Below are 22,906 nucleotides of genomic sequence, written 5' to 3' on the forward strand. Positions count from 1 at the left end.
GGGTGCAGTTCTTCCATTCGACCCAGGGGCGGGTGCCGCCGCTGGTGGGGCCGGTGGCGTAGGTGGGGTCGCCGGTGATGGTCTGGTTCTTGTTCTCGTGGGTGATGTCGATGCCGAAGAGCTTGAAACCGAGGGAGAACTGTCCGGCGGAGATGCCGAAGCCGATGCCGAGGGAGGCGTTCCACCAGTCGGTGTTGGCCTTGTAGTCGAGCTTGCTGAGTTTGCCCTTGTCGTGCAGGAGACGTTCGAGGGGGCTGGCGTCGTCGTCCGGTGCCTCGGCGGCGTCGGACGGGGAGGGCAGCGGGTTCTTCGCGGGGTCTCCGCCCCGGCCGCGCAGCCAGTCCTCGACGGTGGTGCTGTCGGCGTCGTTGTCGAGGATGAGTTCGGCGGTTTCGGTGTGTATCTGTGATTCGTAGCTTCCGCCGCCGCCACCGACGTCGATGGTGACGGGTCCGGCGTTGGCGCCTGCCTCGCCCTTGAATCCGCCGCCGCCCCCGGATTCCTGGCTGGTGGTGATGACCAGTTTTTCCGGGTGATGTGCGGCCCCGTCGGCTTCTTCCTGGTCGTAGGCGGCGGCGTCGTACGTGACGGCCACCTGCTGCATTCTTTCGCCGGTGGCCTGGCCGCCGGCGCCGGCGGTGCCCTTGACGGTGAAGGTGTAGATGAAGGTGATCTTCCCGGCGTTCATACCGGTGTTGTGGCGCATGACGACGACGTCTTCGGTCATGGTGCCGGAGAGGACCTCGCCGGAGATCTTGCCGAGGTCCTTGGGGCCGTCGCTCTTGCCGGAGTCCTTGCCGCTCTTGCCGTTGCTCTTGAACTTCCCGCCGAAGCTCGCGTTGCCGGATGCCTCGGTGCTGGTTTTGGTGATGTCGACGTCCGGTGCGCGCTCGGGCGGGAGGTCGGGCTTCTTCTTGCCGGCGTGGTAGCCGCAGATCATCCCGAGTTCGGAGGCGCGGGGGCCGGTCGTCCTGTTGCAGTCGTCCATGGCCTTGAGGTACTCGGCGAACTGCTGGGCGTCCGCGAGGTTGGCCTCCAGGTCCGCCTGGGGGTTGCCGGTCTTGTTCCCGTTGAACAGCCACTGGCCGCCGCTGCCGCTGCCCGCCAGATACGTACCGCTCAGCTTGGCGCTGCCGCCCCAGTCCTTCAGACCCGGGATGCCCGCGGAGATGCTGGCCGTGACCCCGCCCGAGGTCTCGGTCACGCGCTCCAGGGTGACGGTGCCGTCCGACCACTGCTGGAGCTTTACCGTCTCCGAGTTGCTGATCTTGATGAAGAAGATCTGGATGACGACGGTGGTCTTGGTCTGATCCTGTGACAGCAGACACCTCGCGGGCTCGAACGGGTCGCCGTTGGGGACGAAACCGTCCCCGCCACCGCCACCCCCGTCGCCGCCTCCGCCATCTCCGTTCCCGCCGTCGGCGAAGTCGCCGGAGGCGCAGGCGTCGGCGCCGCTGAGCGGGTGGAGTATTCGGCAGACCTGGGTCTTGAGCCCGGTCGCGGTGTCGGTGGGCACGCTCAGGCCGACGATCGCGGCGACGACCAGCGACACGACCCCGACCATGGCGGCGTACTCGGCCCCGCTCTGCCCCCGGTCGCGATGTGTTCGGTCGCGATGTGTTCGGTCCACCAACCCATGGCTGCGTCTATGCCATTCGCGCAACCTGTCGGCGCCCGTCATCACATCTCCTCGCCACACGTCCCCGATCACCCGAGCGAGTGCAGCCTAGGTACGGTGGCGGGCCCACCCGCAGGGCCCCTGGGCCCACTTGAGGGGCCCAGTTTCCGCAGGTCAGAGCCGTTTCATAAGCGCCGGAAATGGCATCGATCCGACGGCCGCATGAACCCTGGAAGGCGTCATTCCGTCCGCCACGCAGACGCCACTCCGGACCGCGTGCGGAGGGAGACCCTCCGCTCTGCATATTTTGGTCACAACTCAATTACCAAGAGTGCACATACCCTCCATGTTTTCTCGGGCGCTTATACGTTTGTCCCTCTCGAACCACGCATAGGGGGACGCATGTCGTACAACCAGTTACCGCAGCAGCCACCTTGGGGCCGGCCGCCCCAACCACCCCAACCACCTCAGCCGTTCCTGCCGTCCCCGTCTGGCAGACCGGGATGGACGCGAAAGCGAGTCCTTCTCCCCTGCGCCGCGCTCCTGTTCTTCATCGGCGTTGGCATCGGCGCGGCCGGCGACGGTACGAAATCCGGGCAGACGGTGAGCGAGAAGCCGGCACCGTCGGTGACGGTCACGACGACGGCGACCACCACCGCGGAACCCGTCCCCGCCAAGACGGTGACGGCGACCCCGGAGCCGGCGCCCACGGTCACGAAGACGAAGACGGTCCGCGTCACCGTCGCCCCGGCCGACGGCGACGACGGCACCGGCGGCGACAGCGAGGACACCTCGGGCGGCTCGGCGTACTACGCCAACTGCGCGGCGGCCCGAGCGGCGGGCGCGGCCCCGGTCCACGTCGGCGACCCCGGCTACGGATCGCACCTGGACAGAGACGGCGACGGAGTCGGATGCGAATGACGACCCGGCCCGCCTGAACAGCACCCAAGAACGCCCCCTCCCAAGGAGGGGGCGTCACCCTGCCCGCAGCCCCGCGGGCCCGGGTCACCTCAGCTCACGGCCACACCAAGCAGTAAGGCTGATGCCCCGCCTCGTGCAGGCGGTGGCTGAAGTCCTGCCACTCGTGCAGCAGTTGATACACGTTGTACGCGTCCCTCGGGCCGCCGCGGTCCGGGACCGTGGACCAGATGAAGGCTGCCGCGCCGACCGATTCCTCGCCGATGCCGCGCAGCGGGTCGACGACCGTCATGGGGAGTTTGACGACCGCGTAGTCGGGGTGCAGGACCACCAGTTCCAGCGGGGGGACCTTGTGCAGGGGCATGCCCTGGATGCCCGTGAGGACCATGGCCGCTATCGTCTCGGGCTTGATCTTGGTGAACATGCCGCCCATGCCCAGCTCGTCGCCGCCCAGTTCCTCCGGGCGCATCGAGATCGGGACGCGTGCAGCCGTGGCTCCGTCGGGCGCGCCGAAGTACTTGTAGGTCACCCCCACCCGGCCACCACTCCTGCTCTCCGGACGTCGTTCGCTTCCCGGAGGTTGCTCACGGGCCTCGCGCTCGCGGCGTCGGTGCTTTCCACGCCGGGCAGGCTCGGGACCCAGGTCGTCGGTCCCCTCACCCAGTCCGCCACCGCGATGCATATCTCCACCCGACCACTCGCAGCCCCGGCCGCGCAACCCGATCATCGTGACAGTGACCTCCCCCACGAACGTGCGGTGAAACACCTGTCCGCAAGAACGTCCGAGGCTCTGACACCATTGATTGCGTGAGCTTCCCCTATGACTATGACGCCCCAGTTTCGCAGACGCTTTTCGACCGCGCGGCTGTCGTGACACCCGGCGGCGTGAACTCTCCTGTCCGCGCCTTCCGGGCGGTGGGCGGTACACCCCGGTTCATGGTGTCCGGTAACGGTCCATACCTCATCGATGCGGACGGCCGCGAGTATGTCGATCTCGTCTGTTCCTGGGGGCCGATGATCCTGGGACATTCCCGCCCGGAGGTCGTCGAAGCGGTCCAGGCGGCGGTCGCCCGGGGTACGTCCTTCGGGACGCCGGGTGAGGGCGAGGTCGCGCTCGCCGAGGAGATCGTGGCGCGGGTCGCGCCCGTCGAGCAGGTACGGCTCGTCTCCTCCGGCACCGAGGCGACCATGTCCGCGATCCGGCTCGCCCGCGGATTCACCGGACGCGCGAAGATCGTCAAGTTCGCGGGCTGCTACCACGGGCATGTCGACGCGCTGCTCGCCGCCGCCGGCTCCGGGGTCGCGACCTTCGGGCTGCCCGACACGCCCGGGGTGACGGGCGCCCAGGCCGGCGACACCCTCGTACTGCCGTACAACGATCTCGACGCGGTACGCCAGGCCTTCGCCGCGCACCCCGGCGAGATCGCCTGTGTGATCACCGAGGCGTCGCCGGGCAACATGGGCGTCGTGCCGCCGCGGGACGGCTTCAACGCCGGGCTCAAGGAGATCTGCGCCGCCGACGGCGCGCTGTTCGTCTCCGACGAGGTCATGACCGGTTTCCGTACGTCGAGATCCGGCTGGTACGGGATCGACGGCGTCGCGCCCGACCTGATGACCTTCGGCAAGGTCATGGGCGGCGGCTTCCCGGCCGCGGCCTTCGGCGGCCGGGCCGATGTCATGGGGCGGCTCGCCCCGGCGGGGCCCGTCTACCAGGCCGGCACGCTCTCCGGGAACCCGGTCGCCACCGCCGCCGGGCTCGCGCAGCTCCGGCTGCTGGACGACGCGGCGTACGAGAAGGTCGACGCGGTCTCGCTCCGGATCCAGGAACTGGTGACGGAGGCGCTCGGCAAGGAGGGGGTCGCTCACCGCGTGCAGTCGGCGAGCAACATGTTCTCCGTCTTCTTCACGGCCGACGAGGTGCGCGACTACGAGGACGCGAAGAAGCAGGAGTCGTTCCGCTTCACCGCGTTCTTCCACTCGTTGCTCGCCGATGGCGTGTATCTGCCACCGTCGTCCTTCGAGTCGTGGTTCGTCTCCACCGCCCACGACGAGCGCGCGATCGAGCGCGTCGCCGCCGCACTGCCGGCCGCCGCCAGGGCCGCCGCCGAAGCCACCGCACCGGAGAAGCCGGAGAGCACCTCATGAGCGAGTCGAGCGAGTCGAGTGAGCCGTACGGGATGAGCGAGTCCAGCGAGCCGTACGGAGTGAGCGAGCCGAGCGAAGTGACCGTCGTCCATCTCATGCGGCACGGCGAGGTCCACAACCCCGACGGTGTCCTGTACGGCCGCCGGCCCGGCTACCACCTCTCCGACCTGGGCCGCCGCATGGCCGACCGGGTCGCCGAGCATCTCGCCGACCGTGACATCGCTCACGTCGTCGCCTCCCCGCTGGAGCGTGCCCAGGAGACCGCCGCGCCCATCGCCAAGATCCACGGGCTGACCGTCGACACGGACGACCGGCTGATCGAGGCGGCGAACATCTTCGAGGGCAAGTCCTTCGGCGTCGGCGACGGCGCACTGCGCAAGCCCGCCAACTGGAAGTACCTCACCAACCCCTTCCGCCCGTCCTGGGGCGAGCCGTACATCGACCAGGTCGTACGGATGATGGGCGCGCTCAACGCCGCCAGGGACGCGGCCCGTGGGCATGAGGCGGTCTGTGTCGGGCACCAGTTGCCGATCTGGATCGTGCGCAGCTTCGTCGAGCGGCGCAGGCTCTGGCACGACCCGCGCCGGCGGCAGTGCACGCTCGCCTCCCTGACGAGCTTCACGTACCACGGCGACAAGATCGTCGCGGTCGCCTACACCGAGCCGGCCCGGGATCTGGTCCCCGCGCATCTCCTCGCCGGGGCCAAACCCGTGAAGGGCGGCGCGAAAGCCTTCGGCGCATAGGCCCGGCGCACCCGGCGCATAAAGCCACATTCCCCGCACAGCACGTCATCGGCAGGCGATCGGGACGGCTTTCGGCGCATCATCGGTGCGTCATCAGCGCGTCAGTCGCGTAGTCGCGTCAGTAAAGATGTGACAAGTTCCGGAATCCCTGGAACCTCCGTGTCCGGCACGACATCTGTTGTGTTGCCGCTTGTAGGACCCGTATGAGCGGCGTACGCACGAGTCGAGCGCGGATGGGACCTGTATGCGCGACATCAGCCGAAGGAATCTGCTCGGAGCCGGTATCGGCGCCGCCGCCGCGATCGGAATCGCGGGGTGCGGCACCACCGGCTCCGCCGGCCCCGCCCACGCCGCGAAACCGCACCATTCCGGTACGGGCGACGGCGGCGGTACGGGTGGTAAGGGCGGAAAGCCGACGGCCACCGCCCGCCCCGCAGGCAAGGACGTCCGGCTCATAGGCGACGGTTCCACCTCCGACACCGGAAAACAGCCCCATCAGCCGCCCACACCCGTTCCGCTCGAACCCGGTGAAACCCCACCGCAGTTCGTGATCTTCTCGTGGGACGGCGCGGGTGAAGTCGGTAACGGACTCTTTCCCCGCTTTCTCGAACTCGCCAGGAACCACGGCGCCGCGATGACTTTCTTCCTCTCCGGCGTCTATCTGCTGCCCGAGTCGAAGAAGACGCTCTACCGCCCGCCCAACAATCCCGTGGGCGCCTCCGACATCGGATATCTCACCGACGCCCACATCAAGGACACGCTCACCCATGTCCGCCGGGCCTGGCTGGACGGCCACGAGATCGGCACCCACTTCAACGGGCACTTCTGCGGCGGCTCGGGATCGGTGGACCGCTGGACCCCGCAGCAGTGGCTCAGCGAGATCGACCAGGCCGTCTCCTTTGTCACCGAGTGGCGTACGAACAGCGGCTGGACCGAAATCGACCCGCTGCCCTTCGACTACCGCAAGGAACTGACCGGCGGCCGTACGCCCTGTCTGCTCGGCCAGGACAGACTCCTTCCGGCGGTGCGGAAGCTGGGCTGGCGTTACGACGCGAGTTCGCCGGGCGGCACCCAGATATGGCCGGACAAGCTGCACGGCATCTGGAATCTCCCGCTTCAGGCCGTACCGTTCCCCGGCCACAGTTTCGAAGTCCTCTCCATGGACTACAACATGCTCGCCAACCAGTCCCGGAATTCGACGAACGGAATGAAGTCGCGGCACGCGGGCTGGCGAAAGCAGGCCACCGAGGCGTATCTCGGCGGATTCCACCGGGCGTACGAGACGAATCGCGCACCGTTCTTCATAGGCAACCACTTCGAGCGGTGGAACGGCGGAATCTATATGGACGCCGTCGAAGAGGCGCTGAAGGGAATGGCGGGCAAGAAGGACGTACGACTGGTGTCCTTCCGCCAGTTCACCGACTGGCTCGACGTGCAGGATCCCGCCGTACTCGCCAAGCTCCGCACACTCGATGTCGGCCGGTCCCCGGCCGGCGGCTGGCGCACCTTCCTCCAGCCCGCCCGGAAAGGCAGTCCCCAAGGCACCCCGAATGCCGGACTGAAGGGCACCCCGGCAAAGGCGGCCTGACAAACACGGCCGGGCAATCGCGACCTGCGAACACGGTCCGGCGACGGCCCCGGAGATGGGCCCCGTCGGCACCCAGGGGGGCGGCCAAGATCCCCGAAACGCCCATGCGAAACTTTTCACATGAACTCAGGCCGCGCCCTCCCACGCAGCTCCGACCGCCGGTTCCGTGCCGCCCTCGCGCCGGTCCTCGTCGTGGCGGCGGCGCTCACGCTCTCCGCGTGCGGTGGCGGGGGCAAGTCCGGTGGCGGGGGCGACACCAATTTCGTGACGAACACCGGCGGTATCTCCACCGTCGCGAAGTCCGAACGGCAGCCCGTCAACAAGATCGCGGGCGAGACCCTCGACGGCGCGAAGCTCGATGTCGCCGACCTCAAGGGCAAGATCGTCGTCCTGAACGTCTGGGGCTCGTGGTGCGGGCCCTGCCGCCAGGAGGCCAAGCACTTCGCGAAGGCCGCCAAGGAGACCGAGGCGCAGGGTGTCGCGTTCGTGGGGATCAACACCCGCGACGCCAACAAGGGCGCCGCGGTCGCCTTCGAGAAGGACTACGGCGTCCCGTATCCGAGCCTGTACGACCCGATGGGCAAGCTGATCGTCAACGGCTTCCCCAAGGGCAGTCTCAACCCGCAGGCCATCCCCTCCACCGTCGTGCTCGACCGGAACGGCAAGATCGCGGCCCGTTCGCTGATGGCGCTGGACGAGGAGAAGCTGCGCTCGATGATCGACCCGCTGATCGCGGAGAAGTGATCGCGTGCAGGCTCTCGCCGCGGTCCCCGGCACGGATGAGACGGTCCGTACATGAATGAGTCCGTACATGAATGAGACCGTCTACAGCGGAGCGCTGCTGCTCGCGCTGCCGATCGCCCTGCTCGGCGGGCTCGTCTCGTTCTTCTCGCCCTGCGTGCTGCCGCTCGTACCCGGCTATCTGTCGTACGTCACCGGCGTCAGCGGCACCGATCTGGCCGAGGCGAGACGGGGCAGGATGGTGGCCGGCGCCACACTCTTCGTGGTCGGCTTCACCGCGGTCTTCGTCTCGGGCGGCGCGCTCTTCGGTTACTTCGGCGCGACGCTCCAGGGGCACCGGGAGATCCTCTCCAAGGTGCTCGGCGCGCTGATGATCCTGATGGGCGTGTTCTTCCTGGGGCTGATGCCCTGGCTCACCCAGCGCGAGTTCCGCTTCCACCGCAGCCCGATGACCGGCCTGGCGGGCGCGCCGCTGCTGGGCGCGCTCTTCGGGATCGGCTGGACGCCCTGCCTCGGGCCGACCATCTCGTCCGTACAGGCCCTGGCGTTCAACGAGGCGAGTGCGGGGCGCGGGGCCGTACTGACCGTGGCGTACTGTCTGGGGCTCGGTGTCCCTTTCGTCCTCGCGGCGGTGGCGTTCCGCAGGGCGCTGGGCGCGTTCGGCTGGATCAAGCGGCATTACGCGTGGGTGATGCGGACCGGCGGGGCGATGATGATCGTGACCGGTCTGCTGCTGCTGACCGGTGCGTGGGACGGCATCGTGCAGGAGATGCAGGGCTGGTCCGACGGCTACACGGTGGGGATCTAGTGTCATGAGCAAGGCGTCCACGAACAGTGGGACAACAACGGACAAGGCGGGCGCCACGGAGGCTTCCGCGGCCCGCGACGGCGAGGCCGCAGCCCCGGACGACGCGGCCGTAGCCCCGGACGACGCGACCAGGGGCGTCGCGGCTACGGACAGCGCGGCCGCAGCCCCGGACAGCCAGGTCCGCGACGACGCGGGCGAGCTCGGCGCCGCCGGTTCCCAGCTCTCCACCGCCCCCCGCGAGGAGACCGCCCTCGGCGGCCCGACCCTCTCCCTCGTCGGCTGGCTCCGCTGGTTCTGGCGCCAGCTCACCTCCATGCGCGTCGCGCTGATCCTGCTCTTCCTTCTCTCCCTCGGCTCCATCCCCGGCTCGCTGATCCCGCAGACCAGCATCGACGAACTCAAGGTCCAGGACTTCAAGGACCGCCACGAGACGCTGGCCCCGATCTACGACAAGCTCCAGCTCTTCCACGTCTACAGCTCGGTGTGGTTCTCCGCGATCTACATCCTGCTGTTCATCTCGCTCATCGGCTGTATCGTCCCGCGCACCTGGCAGTTCGCCGGGCAGCTCCGCTCCCGCCCGCCGGCCGCGCCCCGCCGCCTCACCCGGCTCCCCGCGTACACGACCTGGCGCACCTCGGCCGCCCCGGAGGCCGCCCGCGAGGCCGCCGTCGCGATACTCAAGCGGCACCGCTTCCGTACGCACATCTCCGGCGACGCGGTCGCCGCCGAGAAGGGCTATCTCCGCGAAGCCGGCAATCTGATCTTCCATATCGCCCTGATCGTGCTGCTGGTGGCCTTCGCCACCGGGCAGCTCTTCAAGTCCGAGGGCGGCAAACTGGTCGTCGAGGGCGACGGTTTCTCCAACACCCTCACCCAGTACGACGACTTCAAGTCCGGCTCGCTCTTCAACACGGACGACCTGGCACCCTTCAGCTTCCGCCTCGACTCGTTCACGGCGACGTACGAGCGCAGCGGACCGCAGCTCGGCACCCCGCGCACCTTCGAGGCCAAGGTCCGCTACACCACCTCGGCCGACGGCGCCGAACGCACCTCGGTGATCGAGGTCAACAAGCCGCTCGAAGTGCAGGGTTCGAAGGTCTATCTGATCTCGCACGGTTACGCACCGGTCGTCACCGTCCGGGACGGCCGCGGTCAGGTGGTCTACAAGGGCGCGGTCCCGCTGCTGCCCATCGACAACAACATCTCGTCCACCGGCGCCATCAAGGTGATGGACGGCTACCGCGACAAGAACGGCAAAAAAGACCAACTGGGCTTCGCTGCCTTCTTCGTGCCGACCTACGGCGGCAAGAACTCGGGCCAGATGTTCTCCCAGTTCCCCGCGCTCGACTTCCCGGTGCTCAACATCGGCGCGTACCACGGCAGTCTGGGCGTCGACTCCGGGCTTCCGCAGAATGTGTACCAACTGGACACCAGGAAGCTGAAGCCCTTCAAGGACGCCAAGGGCGACCTCCTGAAGACGACCCTGCTGCCCGGCGAGAAGCTCACCCTGCCCGACGGGGCCGGCTCGATCACCTTCGAGAAGGACGTCAAGGAGTGGGCGAGCTTCCAGATCTCGCACCAGCCCGGTGACGCCTGGGCCCTGACCGGAGCCGTCGCCGCCATCGCGGGCCTCGCGGGCTCCCTCTTCATCCAGCGGCGCCGGATCTGGGTCCGGGCCGTACGGGGCGCCGACGGCGTCACCGTGGTCGAGATGGCCGGACTCGGCCGCAGCGAATCCGCCAAGCTCCCCGAGGAACTGGCCGAACTGGCCGGCACCCTCCATTCAGAGGCGCCCACCGCGCCTGATCCCGCGGGCAGTTCCGCGGAACAGACCGTCGAAGCCGAAGGGGCTGAGAAGTGAGTCTCGCCGCCGCAGCAACCAATGAGAGCCTGGCACAGACCAGCAATGTGCTGATCTACTCGGCCATGGCCGTCTACACGCTGGCCTTCTTCGCGCATATCGCGGAGTGGCTGTTCGGCAGCCGCAGCCGGGTGGCCCGTACCGCGGCGGCGCTGACCGGCGGCGCCCAGGAGTCCGCGGCGGGCCAGATCGAGATCCAGGTCGCGCAGCAGGGCGGCGCGACGGCCGTGCTGGAGCGGCCGAAGATCATCACCCGCTCCGCGGCCGGTACGAGGAACATCCCGGACGGCCCCGGAGCGCACGGCGGAGACGCCCAGGGCGACTTGTACGGCCGGATCGCCGTGTCCCTCACCGTCCTCGCCTGGCTGGTCGAGGCCGCCGGTGTGGTCGCCCGCGCGCTGTCCGTGCAGCGGGCGCCGTGGGGCAACATGTACGAGTTCAACATCACCTTCTCCACCGTCGCCGTCACCGTCTATCTCGTCCTTCTCGCACTGAAGAAGAACGTCCGCTGGATCGGGCTGCCGCTCATCACCACGGTCCTGCTCGACCTCGGTCTCGCCGTCACCGTCCTGTACACCGACAGCGACCAGTTGGTCCCGGCGCTCCACTCGTACTGGCTGTGGATCCATGTCTCCACGGCGATCTTCTGCGGCGCGGTCTTCTATGTCGGCGCGGTCGCCACGCTGCTCTACCTGTTCCGGGAGCGGTACGAGACGAAGCTCGCCACCGGCCTCACGCCCGGCTCCTTCGCCACCTCCGTACTGGAACGGCTGCCCGCCTCCACGACGCTCGACAAGTTCGCGTACCGCGTCAACGCCGCAGTCTTCCCGCTCTGGACCTTCACGATCATCGCGGGCGCGATCTGGGCGGGCGACGCCTGGGGCCGCTACTGGGGCTGGGACCCCAAGGAGGTCTGGTCGTTCATCACCTGGGTCGCGTACGCCGGCTATCTGCACGCCCGCGCCACCGCCGGCTGGAAGGGCCGCAAGGCCGCCTATCTGGCGCTGATCGCCTTCGGCTGCTGGCTGTTCAACTACTACGGCGTCAATATCTTCGTGACCGGCAAGCACTCGTACGCGGGCGTCTGACCGTCTGAGGCCACACGGGAGTCCGCGGTCACGCGGGAGTCCCGTGGTAACGCGGGCGTCCGAGGCCCGCTCGTACGGCAGGTGCTACGGCGGTCGTACGGCCGATACAACAGGTGCCCCGCGCGGACCGGTTCCGCGCGGGGCACCTGCCGTACGCACTCCCGTACGTACGGAAGTCAGTTGTCGCCGCCGCCCTGCTCCCGCTCGCGGCGCTTGATCTCCTCCTCGCGGCGGCGGAGATCCGCCTCCCAGTCCTTGAGCAGGGCCTCGTCCTTCTTGTTCTCTTCCTTCAGGGAGTCCAGGAACGCCGGATTGTCGTCCGGCGCCGTCCACTTCCCGCGCTTGTTCCGGTGCCACTCGGACGGTGTCGAACCGCCCGCCGGGCCGCGCCGCACCTTGCCCACCACCAGCCAGGCGACCGGACCGACCAGCACCTCGCCGAACAGCAGGATGATGATGACCCAGACCACCTTGGGAAGGCCCTTGACCTCTTCCTCGGGGGTGTTGAGGCAGTCGATGAAGGCGTAGATCCACAGCGCCAGGACCAGCAGGAACGGCAGATACCTGAGCATGGCTGGACGGACTCCCCGGGAACGGTTGGGGGCCGTGCGACGGCCCCGGTGACCGGGCCAGGGTACCGGGTGGCCGATACTGGGACGCATGGCTTACGACGATCTTCGCTCGCTGCTCAGGGCGCTGGAGCGCGAGGGCGACCTCAAGCGCATCAAGGCGGAAGTCGACCCGTATCTCGAGGTCGGGGAGATTGTCGACCGGGTGAACAAGTCCGGCGGCCCCGCCCTGCTCTTCGAGAATGTCCGGGGCTCCTCGATGCCGCTGGCCATGAATGTGTACGGCACGGACCGCCGGCTCCTCAAGGCGCTCGGTCTCACCTCGTACGGCGAGATCAGCGACAAGATCGGCGGACTGCTCAAACCGGAGCTTCCCCAGGGCTTCATGGGGCTGCGCGAGGCCTTCGGCAAGCTCGGCGCGATGGCGCATGTACCGCCGAAGAAGATCAAGGACGCGCCCGTCCAGGAAGTGGTCCTCACCGGCGACGACGTCGATCTGGACCAGCTCCCCGCGCTCTTCACCTGGCCGCACGACGGCGGGTCCTTCTTCAACCTCGGCCTGACGCACACCAAGCACCCGGAGACCGGCGTCCGCAATCTCGGGCTCTACCGGCTCCAGCGCCATGACCGGCGCACCATCGGCATGCACTGGCAGATCCACAAGGACAGCCGCAACCACTATCAAGTGGCCGCCAGACGCGGTGAACGGCTGCCCGTCGCGATCGCGTTCGGCTGTCCGCCCGCTGTGACGTACGCCTCCACCGCGCCGCTGCCCGGTGACATCGACGAGTATCTCTTCGCGGGCTTCGTCCAGGGCCGGCGGATCGAGATGGTCGACTGCAAGACCGTGCCGCTCCAGGTCCCGGCCAACGCCGAAGTCGTCATCGAGGGCTGGCTGGAGCCCGGAAAGACGCTTCCGGAGGGCCCGTTCGGGGACCACACCGGTTTCTACACCCCGCAGGAACCCTTTCCCGCGCTCACCATCGACTGTGTGACGATGCGCAGACGACCGCTGCTCCAGTCGATCGTGGTCGGCCGGCCGCCGACGGAGGACGGCCCGCTGGGACGGGCGACGGAACGGTTCTTCCTGCCGCTGCTGAAGATCATTGTGCCGGACATCGTGGACTACCACCTCCCCGAGTCGGGCGGTTTCCACAACTGTGCGATCGTCTCGATCGACAAGAAGTATCCCAAGCACGCGCAGAAGGTGATGCACGCGATCTGGGGGGCGCACATGATGTCGCTGACCAAGCTGATCGTGATCGTCGACGCGGACTGCGATGTGCACGATCTGCACGAGGTGTCCTGGCGCGCGCTGGGCAACACCGACTACGCGCGCGACCTCACCGTCGTCGAGGGCCCGGTCGACCATCTCGACCACTCGTCGTACCAGCAGTTCTGGGGCGGCAAGGCGGGGATCGACGCGACGCGCAAGCTCCCCGAGGAGGGGTACACACGGGACGGCGGCTGGCCGGAGATGGTCGAGTCCGACCCGGAGACGGCGGCGAAGGTCGACCGCCGGTGGAGGGAGTACGGCCTGTGAGCGCAGCGGAAGTCCTCGGGCCCGAACCGGCGCGGGCGGGCGGGAAAACCCGGGCGTTCCTGCGGCTGGTGATGATCGAGCACTCGGTGTTCGCCCTGCCGTTCGCGTATATCGCCGCGCTGACCGCGATGTTCGGCCTGGACGGCAATGTCCACTGGGGCCGGCTGCTGCTGGTCACCGTCGCCATGGTCGGGCTGCGCACCTTCGCGATGGCCTGCAACCGGATCATCGACCGCGAGATCGACGCCCGCAATCCACGCACGGCGGGGCGGGAGTTGGTGACGGGCGCGGTGTCCGTACGCTCCGCCTGGACGGGTGCGGGGATCGCCGTTGTGATCTTCCTCGCGGCCGCCGCCGCGCTGAACCCCCTCTGTCTCGCCCTCGCGCCGATCGCCGTGATCCCGATGGTGGTCTATCCGTACGGCAAGAGGTTCACCAACTTTCCGCACGCCATTCTCGGACTCGCCCAGGCCATGGGCCCGGTGGGCGCCTGGATCGCGATCACCGGCACCTGGTCCTGGGACGCGGTGATCCTCGGCCTGGCGGTCGGGGTCTGGATCGGCGGCTTCGACCTGATCTTCGCCTGCCAGGACGTCCAGGCGGACCGCGCGCACGGCGTGATGTCCGTGCCGGCCCGCTTCGGTATCCCCGGGGCGCTGTACGGAGCGCGCGTCTGCCATGCCGTCACCACCGCCCTGCTGGTGTGGTACGGACTGGCCACGGGCGCGGGGGTGTTCTTCTGGACCGGTCTGGTGATCGTGGCGGGTGCCTTCCTGTACGAGCACACGATCGTGAAGCCGCACGACCTGTCGCGGCTCAACAGGGCGTTCTTCACGGTCAACGGCTTCATCGGCATCGCCCTGTTCGTGTGCGCGCTGCTCGATCTGGTGGTGCGCGGCCTCACGGGGTGAGGGCGCGACCAGGGCCAGTGCGCAACGGCGGCAACGGCGTGGCGTCGCGACGGCGCGGCGTCGTTACGGAATGGGCGTCGCCCGGGCGGCCGGGTGACGGAACATGAACGCAGTGGCGACGCCCGCGACCAGGCCGATGAGATGGCCCTGCCAGCTCACTGTCGTATTGGCCGGGGATATGCCGAACAGGATCGAGCTGCCCCATATCGCGCCGATCACCAGACCGACGACGATGCCGGCGGGCTTGCGCTCGACGAAGCCGCGGACCAGGAGATAGCCGAACAGCCCGAAGATCAGTCCGGACGCGCCCGCGGTGTTGGTGTGCGACGGCGATATCAGCCAGACGCCCAGACCGTCGGCCACGATGATCACCGCGCATACGGCCAGGAACCGGCGGATGCCGCCGAGCGCGGCCAGGAAGCCGAAGACCAGCAGCGGCACCGTGTTCGCCGCGACATGGGCGAAGCCGAAGTGGATGAACGACGCCGGGACGATGTCGGCCAGCTCGGACGGCTCGCGCGGGACGATGCCGTAGCCGTCGAGGGAATGAGCGGTGAGGACATCCACCAGTTCGAGCACCCACAGCAGGGCGATCCACCCCGCCATCAGCTTGGCGGCGGCCTTCGCCCGCGCGGTGCCGGCCCACCCGGATCCCGTACCGGTCATGATTCCACCCCCCGTTCCCGGTCTCCTCTTCGGTTCACGCGCTCTTCACCGGGGGAACGGACGGGGCACCTTACCCGGTTCCCGGCAGAGGGTGCCGGATAGGCTCGGATCCGTGAAGTCCGGACCGTACGCAGACCAGTCACCCCCCTCACGGCGGCCCTGGGTCGTCGGTGTCTCCGGTGCGTCGGGTACGCCGTACGCCGCGGCCGTGCTCCGCGCGCTGCTGGCGGCCGGGGAGAGCGTGGACCTGGTGGTGTCGCGCACGGCGCGGCTGACCCTGCTCGACGAGACCGGGATCGCCTTCCGGGACGCGCACTGGCGGGACGATCTCCGCGCCTGGCTGTCCCGTGGCGCGGACGGCAAACCCGAGCGCTTCGCCGCGGACGTCGACGACGCGGCCCTCGGCCTCGTACGGCACTGGGCCGCCGGGGACCTGGCGGCCGGGCCCTCGTCCGGCTCGTACCCCGTCCAGGGGATGCTGATCGTGCCGGCGTCCACGGCCTGCGCGGCCGGAGTGGCGCTCGGCCTCTCGAAGGACCTGCTGCAGCGTGCGGCGAGTGTGACCCTCAAGGAGCGCCGGAGGCTGGTCGTCGCCGTACGGGAGACACCCCTCAACGGCCAGACGCTGAAGCATCTCGTGACGCTGGACGAGGCCGGGGCCGTGGTGCTGCCCGCCTCTCCCGCCTTCTACGCCGGGGCGACGCACATCCAGGACCTGGTGGACTTCGTCGCCGGGCGGGTGCTGGACGCGGCGGGGGTGGAGCACCGGCTGTACCGCCGCTGGAAGGGAGAGCTGGGCGGCTCCCGCGGTGAGCCGACCGAACCCTCATGACGGCTGCCCACGGCTGCCCACGGCGGCCGAAGGCGTACCGATGGCTTGCCCGATGGCTCAGGCTTGCGTGATGGCTCAAAAGATTCGCAGGGCGCCTGCCCTGCATGCCTTAGATTCTAGATACAATCTTGCGAGATTGCTGAATAATGGAAGGCTTCAGGCATATGGACGCCGTGGATAGGCAGCTCATCCAGGCCCTCAGGGAGAACGGCAGGGCCTCGTACGCCGAGCTGGGCCGGCTCGTGGGGCTCTCCGGCCCCAGCGTCACCGACCGCATCAACCGGCTCGAAGCGGCCGGCGTCATCACCGGCTACCGCGCCACGGTCGACTCGGCCTCGCTGGGCCTCGGCGTCACCGCGCTGATCGGGATCTCGCTCTCCGACGCCGCCGACCACGAGGACGTGGCCCGCCGGATGCGTGATCTGGGGGAGATCGAGGACTGCTGGTTCATCGCGGGCGACGACTCGTACATGCTCAAGGTGCGCGCGGGCGACGTGGACGGACTGGAGAAGACCATCCGCCGGCTGAGCGGCACCAAGGGCGTCTCCCGTACCCGCACCACCATCGTCCTCTCCACGAAGTGGGAGAACAGAGTCGGTGAACTCCCGGAGGAGTGACGGCAGGACGGACCCTGGGAGCGGCGCGGGCGCCGAGGAGCGGGCCGGCGAGCGGAGGGCCGCGTCGGGACTGTCCGGCCGGGGGCGTAGGCTCGACTGGCCCGATTGGTAGACGTATGGGAGGCGGCCTGATGACTGCATCTGCACTGGATGTGGGTCTCAAGCGCGAGCTGGAGCAGAAGGTCGAGGCCGGTGAGCGGCTGACCCGCGAGGACGGCATCGCCCTGTACGAGTCGGACGACCTGGCCTGGCTCGGCGGTCTCGCCCACAAGGTGCGGACGCGGAAGAACGGCGATGTCGTGCACTTCAACGTCAACCGCCATCTCAATATGACGAATGTGTGCACCGCCTCCTGCGCCTACTGCTCGTTCCAGCGCAAGCCGGGCGAGAAGGACGCGTACACGATGCGCATCGAGGAAGCCGTGCGCCTCGCCAAGGCCATGGAGGGGGAGAACCTCACCGAGCTGCACATCGTCAACGGCCTCCACCCGACGCTGCCCTGGCGCTACTACCCCCGCTCGCTGAGCGCGCTCAAGGAAGCCCTGCCGCAGGTCTCCCTCAAGGCCTTCACCGCCACCGAGATCCACCACTTCGAGACGATCTCCGGGCTGTCCGCCTCCGAGATCCTCGACGAACTGATCGACGCCGGCCTGGAGTCGCTCACCGGCGGCGGCGCCGAGATCTTCGACTGGGAGGTCCGGCAGCACATCGTCGACCACAACACCCACTGGGAGGACTGGTCGCGCATCCACCGCCTGGCGCACTCCAAGGGGCTCAAGACCCCGTCGACGATGCTGTACGGGCATATCGAGGAGCCGCGCCACCGCGTCGACCATGTCCTGCGCCTGCGTGAACTCCAGGACGAGACGGGCGGTTTCCAGGTCTTCATCCCGCTGCGCTACCAGCACGACTTCGTCGACATGAAGGACGGCAAGATCCGTAACCGCCTTCAGGCGCGTACGTCGATGGCGACCGGCGCGGAGGCGCTGAAGACCTTCGCGGTCTCCCGGCTGCTCTTCGACAACGTCCCGCACGTCAAGGTCTTCTGGGTGATGCACGGCGTCCAGACCGCCCAACTGGCGCTCCAGCACGGCGCGGACGACATGGACGGCTCGGTCGTCGAGTACAAGATCACGCACGACGCGGACAATTACGGCACGCCCAACAAGCTCGGCCGTGAGGACCTGCTCGAACTGATCCGGGACGCGGGCTTCCGGCCCGTCGAGCGGAACACCCGGTACGAGATCATCCGTGAGTACCCGGGGCCGGATCCCGACCGCCGGGAGTCCCCGCAGCCGATGCGGGTCTGAGAGGGCATGCCGATGTCGCTCGTATTCGAACTGGACCCGCCGGTGGACCGCGCCCTGCGTGACGGGGTCCTGGCGCTCTGGACGGATGTGTCGAACGCCGACGGGGCGGTCGGCTTTGTCCCCCCGGTGACGGCCGAGGAGATCCGGCCCGATCTGGTCAGGCACCTCACGGCGATGGCCGAGGGCCGCTGCCGGCTGCTGGTGGGGTACGACGAGGAGGGCGCCCTCGCCGCGACGGCGTTCCTCACGCTCAACCCCCACCGGCTGATGCGCCACTGGCTCTGGCTCTACACCGTGATGGTCCACCCCCGCCACCAGGGCAAGGGATACGGCCGCGAGCTGCTGGCCGCCGCGGCGGAAGCGGCCGGTGGCATCGAAGGCATCGAGGCGATCCGCCTCACCTGCCGGGGCGGTGCCGGACTCGAACGGTTCTATGCCTCGTGCGGCTACAAGGAAGTGGGCCGGGTGCCCGACGCGATCAGGGTCGCCCCAGGTGACGACCGGGACGACATCACGATGCTGCTCCCCCTGGACCGGCACTGAACCTGTCGTGCTTGACTGATGGGTCAGGATTCCCGGCAGGAAGATCCCGGAAAGAGAGAAGGCCCGCTGTGACCGCTCCGAAGGCAAGCGCCACGATCCGCTACACCGTGATGCGCCTCGGCATCTTCGTCGGCTGCTTCGTGGTCGTCGCCGGGCTGGTCCAGGTCGGTCTGCTGCCCAAGGGGCTCGGCGACTCCAACTTCATCTGGGTGCTGCTGCTCGCGCTGGTGATCTCGGCGCCGCTCAGCCTGGTCCTGCTGCGCAAGCAGCGCGACGAGATGTCCGCGCAGCTCGTCACCAAGGTCGACGGTGCCAAGGCCAAACTTGAGGCCAACCGCTCCCAGGAAGACGGCGCGACCCAGTAGGCGCGGCCCCGCACGTGTCCGCCGCACCGTCGCCCTTCCCTGCCATGTCCGCCGATGGCAGTGCCAATGCCGCTGCCGATCGCCTGCCGTTCCCGCCCCTGTCGCTGATCGAGCCCGTGAAGGTACGGGAGGACGGCGCCGTCAGGGAAGTGTCCGTAGCGCCGCTGGTCCCGCCCGTGACCACCGGCTCACTCGCCGACATCCCCTTCGACAACGCCCGCGAGGCACCGGACGAAGCGGTCCTGAGCCGCAGGACAAGCAGGACGGGTGCGGCTCAGGCAAGTACGGCAAAGGCGAGCGCGGCAAAGCCGAGTGCGGCGAACAAGGCAAAGGGCGCCAAGGGGAAGGCCCGCTGGCAGGACATCACCGCCGCCGCCTTCGCCGACGAGGTACGAGCCGTCGCCAAAGGCCTGATCGCGGCCGGCCTGCGCCCCGGCGACCGCCTCGCGATCATGTCCCGTACCACCTACGAGTGGACCCTGCTCGACTTCGCGGCCTGGGCCGCCGGTCTGATCACCGTCCCGATCTACCCGACGTCCTCCGCCTTCCAGGCCCGCTGGATCCTCCAGGACTCCGGCGCGGTCGCCTGCGCCGTGGAGGACGCCCAGCAGGCCTGGCTGATCGGCCAGGAGCGCGGCCAGCTCCCCGGTCTCACCCACCTCTGGGCCTTCGACTCCGGCGCCGTCGACACCCTGCGCCGCGCGGGCGAACACCTCCCGGACGAGGCGGTCACCGAGCGCCGAGCCGCCCTCACCCCCGACTCCGCCGCCACGCTCATCTACACCTCGGGGACCACAGGACGCCCCAAGGGCTGCGTCCTCACCCACGCCAACTTCTTCGCCGAGGTGGACAACGCCATCGAGCTTCTCCACCCCATATTCAAGACGGTGAGCAAGGAGCCCGCCTCCACCCTGCTCTTCCTGCCGCTCTCGCATGTCTTCGGGCGGATGGTCGCGGTCGGCTGTCTGCGCGCCCGGGTACGGCTCGGACACGCGCCCTCCATCAGGACCCACGACCTGCTCGCGGATCTGGCGGGGTTCCGGCCGACCTTCCTGCTGGCCATTCCGTATGTCCTGGAGAAGGTCTTCAACACCGGCCGCGCCACCGCCGAGAAGCTGGGCCGCGCCGCGTCGTTCGACCGTGCCGCGAAGATCGCGCGGCGGTACGGGGAGGCCGTGGAGGCGATGGAGCACGGCACAGGACCCGGTCCCTCGTTCGCGCTGCGCACGGCCCGGGCGCTGTACGACCCGCTGGTCTACCGCCGGATCCGCGCCGCCCTCGGTGGCAAGGTCACCTACGCGATCTGCGGCGGCTCACCGCTGGGACGCCGGCTCGCCGCGTTCTACGCGGGCGCGGGCATCGAGATCTTCGAGGGATACGGCCTCACGGAGACCACCGCGGCCTCGACCGTCACCCCGCCGCACAAGCCCCGCCTCGGCACGGTCGGCTGGCCGCTGCCCGGCGCGGCGATACGCATCGCCCCGGACGGCGAGGTGCTGCTGCGCGGGGGCCAGGTGTGCGCGGGGTACTGGGACGCGGAGCGCGCGGCGGCGGTACGAGGCGTACGGGGGGACCGGACCGAGCGCGGGGACCGGGAGGACTGGGGAGCCTGGACCGACGACGGCTGGTTCGTCACGGGGGACCTGGGCTCGCTGGACGAGGACGGCTATCTCACCATCACCGGCCGCAAGAAGGACGTCATCATCACCTCGGCCGGCAAGAACGTCATGCCCGCGCCCCTGGAGGACTGGGTGCGGGCCCATCCCCTGGTCAGCCAGTGCATGGTGCTCGGCGACAACCGTCCGTACATCACCGCCCTGATCACCCTCGAAGAGGACGGTCTCGATCACTGGCGGATGATGAAGCGCAAGCCGGGGGTCCCGCTCGCCGCCATGGCCGAGGACCACGAGCTGCGTGCCGCCATCCAGCGCGCGATCGACGAGGCCAACCGTCTGGTCTCCCGCGCCGAGTCCATCCGCCGGTTCCGCGTCCTGCCGGTGGACTTCACCGAGGCCGCCGGCCATCTCACGCCGTCGCTCAAGCTGAGGCGCGAGGCGATCGCGGAGGACTTCGCCGGCGAGATCGAGAAGCTGTACGGGCCGTAGCTCGCCCGTCATGGCGCGCCCGTGACCGCGACGGCCGGGCTGCCGGCGTACTGATCGAAAGGCCCGCCGACACGCCCGGCGCCGGGAAAACCCGGGCGAGAAGTCCGTACGGTCCGGGCGGGCCGGAAAAAGGCAGGAGCTCCGCTTACCCCACCCGAGTGGGGAAAGCGGAGCTCCTTGGTACTGCGTAAGTCGTTCGCGATCGCCGACCCGGGCAACTAGGCCGGGGTGACGTTCTCCGCCTGCGGGCCCTTCGGACCCTGAGTGACGTCGAAGTTCACGACCTGGTTCTCCTCGAGGGAGCGGAAGCCGGTCGCGTTGATCGCGGAGTAGTGGACGAAGACATCCGGGCCGCCGCCGTCCTGGGCGATGAAGCCGAAGCCCTTTTCAGCGTTGAACCACTTGACGGTTCCGGTAGCCATAAGCCCTCCTTGGGCCAAAGGGTTGCCCTGCTCCAGAACCTGCAAAGAAGTCTGAAAACTACAAAAGCCTGCGGGTCACATGCTCCGCAGGCTCTGTACTGCAAGGGAAACCAAACTGCAACTTGCGGCGAGCCTAGCACGCACTCCGCGCGCAGCGGTAGAGGTAAAGATCACGTCACCCGGACGTTTGTATAGGCGTCTGACGTGCTGACGAACCCCTGCCCCGAGGACATCGCCGGTACTCCGCGGGTCTAGCCTCGCGGTTGTGGACAGTCCCGTGGAAAACACAGAGGCGGCGACAGCGCCGGTGACAGTGCCCGAGGCGGCCGGGTCCGTGACGGAGCCCCTGGCGGCGCCGGTGGGGGAGTCCGTGGCCGAAACAGGGCCTGCGGCGGACTCGCGCAGTCGGCCGCGAGTCGGCCATATCCAGTTCCTGAACTGCCTGCCGCTCTATTGGGGGCTCGCGAGGACAGGAACCCTTCTCGATCTCGAACTGACGAAGGACACCCCGGAGAAGCTCAGTGAACAGCTCGTGCGCGGCGAGCTGGATATCGCGCCGGTCACCCTCGTCGAATTCCTCCGCAACGCGGATGACCTTGTCGCATTCCCCGATCTCGCGGTCGGCTGCGACGGTCCTGTCATGTCCTGTGTGATCGTCTCGCAGGTGCCGCTGGAACAGCTCGACGGCGCCCGGGTCGCCCTCGGCTCCACCTCGCGCACCTCCGTACGCCTCGCACAGCTTCTGCTCACCGAGCAGTACAAGGTGGCGCCCGAGTACTACACCTGCCCGCCCGATCTCGGGCTGATGATGCAGGAGGCCGAGGCGGCCGTGCTGATCGGCGACGCCGCGCTCCGCGCCTCCCTGCACGACGCGCCCCGGCTCGGCCTCCGGGTCCACGATCTGGGGCTGATGTGGAAGGACTGGACGGGTCTGCCGTTCGTCTTCGCGGTCTGGGCGGCCCGCAAGGACTATCTGGCGCGCGAGCCGGTGGTCGTACGGAAGGTCCACGAGGCGTTCCTGGCGTCCCGGGACCTGTCCCTGGAGGAGGTCACGAAGGTGGCCAAACAGGCGGCGCGCTGGGAGGCCTTCGACGCGGAGCTGCTGGAGCGCTACTTCACGACGCTCGACTTCCGGTTCGGTCCCGACCAGCTCGCGGGGGTACGGGAGTTCGCGCGCAGGACCGGCCCGACGACCGGATTCCCGGCGACGGTGAACGTAGAACTGCTCACCGCCTGAGCCCGCGCCACCCTTCCTCAACCCCCTCGCCACCCCCACCCTCTAGGGTGCTGCGTGCAAGCGCGTGGATGTGACGAGGGGGGACGGGCATGCAGCCGCTGGAGGCAGGTGAGCCGCCGGTCATCGGGCCGTACCGGTTGCTCGGACGACTGGGGTCGGGCGGGATGGGCCGGGTCTATCTGGCGCGCTCGGCGGCCGGCCGCACGGTCGCGGTGAAGGTCGTCCACCCGCACTGCGCGATGGACGAGGAGTTCCGGGCCCGCTTCCGGCGCGAGG

21 protein-coding genes and 2 pseudogenes are annotated in these 22,906 nt (G+C 68.7%); 18 read left to right on the forward strand and 5 right to left on the reverse strand.

All coding sequences use genetic code 11. The annotated features are described in order from the left end of the window. A pseudogene (locus WH07_RS13025) lies at nucleotides 1-1,630 on the reverse strand (hypothetical protein); the annotation flags it as partial. A 591-nt stretch (nucleotides 1,631-2,221) separates the two neighbouring features. Between WH07_RS13025 and WH07_RS41945 the strand changes: the two are divergent. Further along, entirely contained in the window at nucleotides 2,222-2,539 is a 318-nt protein-coding gene (locus WH07_RS41945; protein ID WP_332836353.1) for an excalibur calcium-binding domain-containing protein, read from the forward strand. Between the two features lie 94 nt (nucleotides 2,540-2,633). Here the strand turns inward: WH07_RS41945 and WH07_RS13035 are convergent, their stop codons facing one another. Next, nucleotides 2,634-3,218, reverse strand: a complete 585-nt coding sequence (locus tag WH07_RS13035) for a hypothetical protein (RefSeq protein ID WP_079023189.1) — start codon at nucleotides 3,216-3,218, stop codon at nucleotides 2,634-2,636. A 116-nt stretch (nucleotides 3,219-3,334) separates the two neighbouring features. Between WH07_RS13035 and hemL the strand changes: the two genes are divergently transcribed. The 7 genes from hemL to ccsB all read left to right on the forward strand — a co-directional run bounded on the left by hemL (nucleotide 3,335) and on the right by ccsB (nucleotide 11,510). Beyond that, on the forward strand, nucleotides 3,335-4,681 hold the full coding sequence (hemL, locus tag WH07_RS13040) for a glutamate-1-semialdehyde 2,1-aminomutase (RefSeq protein WP_079023190.1): 1,347 nt from the start codon (nucleotides 3,335-3,337) through the stop codon (nucleotides 4,679-4,681). 32 nt (nucleotides 4,682-4,713) lie between these two features. After that, nucleotides 4,714-5,424, forward strand: coding sequence for a histidine phosphatase family protein (locus tag WH07_RS13045; RefSeq protein ID WP_046499788.1), 711 nt, complete (start codon nucleotides 4,714-4,716; stop codon nucleotides 5,422-5,424). A 244-nt stretch (nucleotides 5,425-5,668) separates the two neighbouring features. Beyond that, entirely contained in the window at nucleotides 5,669-7,012 is a 1,344-nt protein-coding gene (locus WH07_RS13050; RefSeq protein WP_046499760.1) for a polysaccharide deacetylase family protein, read from the forward strand. A gap of 120 nt (nucleotides 7,013-7,132) precedes the next feature. Next, on the forward strand, nucleotides 7,133-7,756 hold the full coding sequence (locus WH07_RS13055; RefSeq protein WP_046499762.1) for a TlpA family protein disulfide reductase: 624 nt from the start codon (nucleotides 7,133-7,135) through the stop codon (nucleotides 7,754-7,756). A gap of 67 nt (nucleotides 7,757-7,823) precedes the next feature. Next, nucleotides 7,824-8,561, forward strand: a complete 738-nt coding sequence (locus WH07_RS13060) for a cytochrome c biogenesis CcdA family protein (RefSeq protein WP_232788853.1) — start codon at nucleotides 7,824-7,826, stop codon at nucleotides 8,559-8,561. 4 nt (nucleotides 8,562-8,565) lie between these two features. Beyond that, nucleotides 8,566-10,422: a cytochrome c biogenesis protein ResB gene (resB, locus tag WH07_RS13065; protein ID WP_079023191.1), complete on the forward strand. Its 1,857-nt coding sequence runs from the start codon at nucleotides 8,566-8,568 to the stop codon at nucleotides 10,420-10,422. Next, nucleotides 10,419-11,510, forward strand: coding sequence for a c-type cytochrome biogenesis protein CcsB (gene ccsB / locus WH07_RS13070; RefSeq protein ID WP_046499765.1), 1,092 nt, complete (start codon nucleotides 10,419-10,421; stop codon nucleotides 11,508-11,510). The genes resB and ccsB overlap by 4 nt, the downstream gene beginning before the upstream one ends. A 176-nt stretch (nucleotides 11,511-11,686) precedes the next feature. Here the strand turns inward: ccsB and WH07_RS13075 are convergent, their stop codons facing one another. Next, the gene (locus tag WH07_RS13075) at nucleotides 11,687-12,082 is read right to left on the reverse strand and encodes a PLD nuclease N-terminal domain-containing protein (protein WP_046499767.1); all 396 of its coding nucleotides are present in this window, start codon (nucleotides 12,080-12,082) and stop codon (nucleotides 11,687-11,689) included. A gap of 88 nt (nucleotides 12,083-12,170) precedes the next feature. On the opposite strand from WH07_RS13075, the gene WH07_RS13080 reads away from it, so the two are divergent. Beyond that, complete coding sequence (locus WH07_RS13080) at nucleotides 12,171-13,622, forward strand: menaquinone biosynthesis decarboxylase (protein WP_046499769.1); 1,452 nt, start codon at nucleotides 12,171-12,173, stop codon at nucleotides 13,620-13,622. After that, a complete protein-coding gene (gene mqnP / locus WH07_RS13085) occupies nucleotides 13,619-14,533 on the forward strand; it encodes a menaquinone biosynthesis prenyltransferase MqnP (protein WP_046499771.1) in 915 nt (304 codons plus the stop codon). Before WH07_RS13080 ends, mqnP begins: the two co-directional genes overlap by 4 nt. Nucleotides 14,534-14,596: 63 nt before the next feature. On the opposite strand, the gene WH07_RS13090 is transcribed toward mqnP, so the two are convergent. After that, entirely contained in the window at nucleotides 14,597-15,199 is a 603-nt protein-coding gene (locus tag WH07_RS13090; RefSeq protein WP_046499773.1) for a rhomboid family intramembrane serine protease, read from the reverse strand. A gap of 112 nt (nucleotides 15,200-15,311) precedes the next feature. On the opposite strand from WH07_RS13090, the gene WH07_RS13095 reads away from it, so the two are divergent. From WH07_RS13095 to WH07_RS13120, 6 genes are all read left to right on the forward strand, one after another. After that, nucleotides 15,312-16,031, forward strand: coding sequence for a UbiX family flavin prenyltransferase (locus WH07_RS13095; RefSeq protein ID WP_046499775.1), 720 nt, complete (start codon nucleotides 15,312-15,314; stop codon nucleotides 16,029-16,031). Nucleotides 16,032-16,195: 164 nt separating this feature from the next. Next, a complete protein-coding gene (locus tag WH07_RS13100) occupies nucleotides 16,196-16,648 on the forward strand; it encodes an Lrp/AsnC family transcriptional regulator (RefSeq protein ID WP_046499778.1) in 453 nt (150 codons plus the stop codon). A gap of 146 nt (nucleotides 16,649-16,794) precedes the next feature. After that, entirely contained in the window at nucleotides 16,795-17,958 is a 1,164-nt protein-coding gene (mqnE, locus tag WH07_RS13105; RefSeq protein WP_046499792.1) for an aminofutalosine synthase MqnE, read from the forward strand. Between the two features lie 12 nt (nucleotides 17,959-17,970). Beyond that, on the forward strand, nucleotides 17,971-18,501 hold the full coding sequence (locus WH07_RS13110; protein WP_046499794.1) for a GNAT family N-acetyltransferase: 531 nt from the start codon (nucleotides 17,971-17,973) through the stop codon (nucleotides 18,499-18,501). A gap of 68 nt (nucleotides 18,502-18,569) precedes the next feature. Beyond that, nucleotides 18,570-18,866: a DUF4229 domain-containing protein gene (locus WH07_RS13115; protein WP_046499780.1), complete on the forward strand. Its 297-nt coding sequence runs from the start codon at nucleotides 18,570-18,572 to the stop codon at nucleotides 18,864-18,866. Nucleotides 18,867-18,910: 44 nt separating this feature from the next. Next, entirely contained in the window at nucleotides 18,911-20,971 is a 2,061-nt protein-coding gene (locus tag WH07_RS13120; RefSeq protein ID WP_046499796.1) for an AMP-dependent synthetase/ligase, read from the forward strand. A gap of 218 nt (nucleotides 20,972-21,189) precedes the next feature. On the opposite strand, the gene WH07_RS13125 is transcribed toward WH07_RS13120, so the two are convergent. Then, nucleotides 21,190-21,393 (reverse strand): cold-shock protein, encoded by a 204-nt coding sequence (locus WH07_RS13125; RefSeq protein WP_017948713.1) that lies wholly within the window; start codon nucleotides 21,391-21,393, stop codon nucleotides 21,190-21,192. Between the two features lie 370 nt (nucleotides 21,394-21,763). Between WH07_RS13125 and WH07_RS13130 the strand changes: the two genes are divergently transcribed. Together WH07_RS13130 and WH07_RS13135 are read left to right on the forward strand one after the other, a co-directional pair. Then, nucleotides 21,764-22,630, forward strand: a complete 867-nt coding sequence (locus tag WH07_RS13130) for a menaquinone biosynthetic enzyme MqnA/MqnD family protein (protein ID WP_198533797.1) — start codon at nucleotides 21,764-21,766, stop codon at nucleotides 22,628-22,630. A gap of 89 nt (nucleotides 22,631-22,719) precedes the next feature. Continuing rightward, nucleotides 22,720-22,906 (forward strand): annotated as a pseudogene (locus WH07_RS13135) (serine/threonine protein kinase); the annotation flags it as partial.

The organism is Streptomyces odonnellii, assembly GCF_000981895.1.
Lineage (GTDB): Bacteria > Actinomycetota > Actinomycetes > Streptomycetales > Streptomycetaceae > Streptomyces > Streptomyces odonnellii.

Coding starts and splice junctions, on each gene's coding strand:
- WH07_RS13100 (WP_046499778.1), top strand. CDS start 16,196: ATGGACGCCGTGGATAGGCAGCTCATCCAGGCCCTCAGGGAGAACGGC.
- WH07_RS13055 (WP_046499762.1), top strand. CDS start 7,133: ATGAACTCAGGCCGCGCCCTCCCACGCAGCTCCGACCGCCGGTTCCGT.
- WH07_RS13060 (WP_232788853.1), top strand. CDS start 7,824: ATGAATGAGACCGTCTACAGCGGAGCGCTGCTGCTCGCGCTGCCGATC.
- WH07_RS13080 (WP_046499769.1), top strand. CDS start 12,171: ATGGCTTACGACGATCTTCGCTCGCTGCTCAGGGCGCTGGAGCGCGAG.
- WH07_RS13110 (WP_046499794.1), top strand. CDS start 17,971: ATGTCGCTCGTATTCGAACTGGACCCGCCGGTGGACCGCGCCCTGCGT.
- WH07_RS13120 (WP_046499796.1), top strand. CDS start 18,911: ATGTCCGCCGATGGCAGTGCCAATGCCGCTGCCGATCGCCTGCCGTTC.
- resB (WP_079023191.1), top strand. CDS start 8,566: ATGAGCAAGGCGTCCACGAACAGTGGGACAACAACGGACAAGGCGGGC.
- WH07_RS13050 (WP_046499760.1), top strand. CDS start 5,669: ATGCGCGACATCAGCCGAAGGAATCTGCTCGGAGCCGGTATCGGCGCC.
- WH07_RS13075 (WP_046499767.1), bottom strand. CDS start 12,082: ATGCTCAGGTATCTGCCGTTCCTGCTGGTCCTGGCGCTGTGGATCTAC.
- WH07_RS13045 (WP_046499788.1), top strand. CDS start 4,714: ATGAGCGAGTCCAGCGAGCCGTACGGAGTGAGCGAGCCGAGCGAAGTG.
- WH07_RS13125 (WP_017948713.1), bottom strand. CDS start 21,393: ATGGCTACCGGAACCGTCAAGTGGTTCAACGCTGAAAAGGGCTTCGGC.
- WH07_RS13090 (WP_046499773.1), bottom strand. CDS start 15,199: ATGACCGGTACGGGATCCGGGTGGGCCGGCACCGCGCGGGCGAAGGCC.
- WH07_RS13035 (WP_079023189.1), bottom strand. CDS start 3,218: ATGCATCGCGGTGGCGGACTGGGTGAGGGGACCGACGACCTGGGTCCC.